Annotated in this window: 2 protein-coding genes; both read left to right on the top strand. The window is 63.3% G+C overall.

Annotation, left to right across the window (positions count from 1 at the left end):
• The first annotated feature begins 189 nt into the window (after window positions 1–189).
• A complete protein-coding gene (gene istA / locus ACIGGF_RS25290) occupies window positions 190–1,734 on the top strand; it encodes an IS21 family transposase (RefSeq protein WP_397523779.1) in 1,545 nt (514 codons plus the stop codon).
• A gap of 58 nt (window positions 1,735–1,792) precedes the next feature.
• Window positions 1,793–2,428: ATP-binding protein (locus ACIGGF_RS25285; RefSeq protein ID WP_397523778.1), on the top strand; the 636-nt coding region annotated here is incomplete at its 3' end.

Below are 2,428 nucleotides of genomic sequence, written 5' to 3'. Positions count from 1 at the left end.
TGTCAGCGGTCACGTAATTCCCCAGGCTTGAGGGGTTGTCCGTCACCTAATTCCTCACCCGCTGTCACGTAATTCCCCACCCTGGGGCGTGTCGGTGCGGGGTTCGGGTGCTGCTCAGGTTCGCTCCTGACACGGGGTCCTACCAAGGGCTCGTGGAAGGGGCCTGAGGTGGCAAGGAAGTCATTCACCGTGAACGATCTCATCGAGATGTTCCGACACTGGAACGCCGGCCGATCCCAAGTCGAGATCCATCAGGCGCTGGGCATCGACCGCAAAACCATCCGCAAGTACCTCCAACCGGCAGTGCGTGACGGTATCGAACCGGCGCCGGAAGAGGTGTTCGACGAACAGCTCTGGCGTGAACGCATCGACCGCTGGTTCCCGGCACTGTCCGATCCCGCGGCCCGCGCCTTGACGTGGGAGCACATCGCACCGCACCACGAGTGGATCACCACGCAACTCGATGTGCCGGTCACCGTCGCTACCATCGCGCAGCGGCTACGCGACGATCACCACGTCGATGTCTCCGAATCGACCGTACGACGCTACATCGCAACAACATTCGCGCAGCAGCGGCTCGAAGAGAAGGTCACCGTCCCACGCGGGAGCGTCGAACCGGGCAGTGAAGCGCAGATCGATTACGGCAAACTCGGTATGTGGTTCGACCCGGCCCTGGGCCGCCGCATCTCGGTGTGGGCGTTCGTCATGATCCTCGCGTGCTCACGGAAGATGTTCGTCCAACCCGTCTTCCGGATGGACCAAACCTCATGGAACGCCTCCCACGTCGCAGCATTCGAGTACTTCGGCGGCGTTCCCGCCCGGCTGGTGTGCGACAACCTCAAAACCGGTGTCGAACGACCCGATCTCTACGACCCGATGATCAACCCCGCCTACCAAGAACTGGCGAGCTTCTACGGCACCCTCATCGACCCCGCCCGGGCCCGCAAACCCAAGGACAAACCCCGCGTGGAGCGGCCCATGCCCTACATTCGTGACTCGTTCTGGGCGGGCCGCGACTTCACCTCACTCGAGCAGATGCAGAACGCGGCATTGTATTGGGCCACAGAGGTATACGGGCACCACCGCCACCGCTCACTCGACGGCGTGACACCCTCGGCGATGTTCGAGGCGGTCGAACAATCTGCCCTCGCCCCGCTTCCGGCGCGCCCGTTCGAAACCGTGCAGTATTCGGTGGGCACCGTCGCACCGGACTGCCACGTCAAAGCCGGGAAGGCGTTCTACTCGGTGCCGTGGCGCTTGCTCGGGCAGAAGGTCACCGTCCGCACCGCCGGGGACATCGTCCAGGTATTCCACGACGACGCTGTCGCCGCTACTCACGTTCTGCATCTGTCCGGGCGGTCGACGAACTTCGAGCACTACCCACCGCACAAGGTGGCGCATACTTTGCGCAGTGTCACCTGGTGTCGCAGTCAAGCCGAGCAGATCGGTTCGGGTGCAACGAAAGTCATCGAGGAGTTGTCTTCGGTCAACGCCATCCACCGACTCCGCGCCATCCAGGCGATCATCCGACTCCGCGAGAAATATCCCGACGACCGTCTCGATGCCGCCTGCCGCCGGGCACTCGAACTCGATGACGTGCACTACCGCACCATCAAAGGACTGCTCGTCGCGGGAACCGAACACGGGGACCGACCCGACGATCAACCCTCCGTACCACTGCCGCCGGCGCTGCTCCGCGGCCCCGGCGCGTTCGACACCGCGCAGAGCGCATGACCATGCCGTCATCTACATCTGCTGCACTGCAACCACATTCGACACCAAGGACACCGCGATGACCATCCACGACCCATCCCTGCGGACCGCACTGAAAACCCTCAAACTCACCGGGATGCTCGACACCCTCGACGCCAGGCTCGCTCAAACCCGCGACGGTCAACTCGGACACCTCGAATTCCTGCAGGTGCTCTGCGAAGACGAAATCGCCCGCCGCGAATCAGCCGCCCTGACCCGACGAGTGCGCCGAGCGAAGTTCGAGCAGGCCAACACCTTCGAAGACTTCGACTTCACCGTCAGCCCGAAACTACCCGCAGCGATGCTCCGCGACCTCGCCGCTCTCCGGTGGCTCGACGCGGGCGAGTCGGTCATCCTCTACGGACCGGTCGGTGTCGGGAAAACCCATGTCGCACAGGCACTCGGTCATCAAGTCGCCCGCCGCGGCGGCGACATCCGATTCGTCAAATGTTCCCGCATGCTCGCCGACCTCGCCGGTGGGCACGCCGATCGCACCATCGGACAACGCATGCGCGAATACACCCGACCAAATGTGCTGATCATCGACGACTTCGCGATGCGTGAGCACACCACCACCCAATCCGATGATCTCTACGACCTCGTCTCCGATCGAGCGATCGCCGGCAAACCCCTGATTCTGACGAGCAACAGAGCCCCGAAAGATTGGTACCCGCTG

This window comes from Rhodococcus sp. NPDC078407 (assembly GCF_044542515.1).
Taxonomy (GTDB): Bacteria; Actinomycetota; Actinomycetes; order Mycobacteriales; family Mycobacteriaceae; genus Rhodococcoides.
The sequence above is the reverse complement of the archived record's forward strand: the minus strand, read 5'-3'. Positions and strand labels throughout refer to the sequence as shown.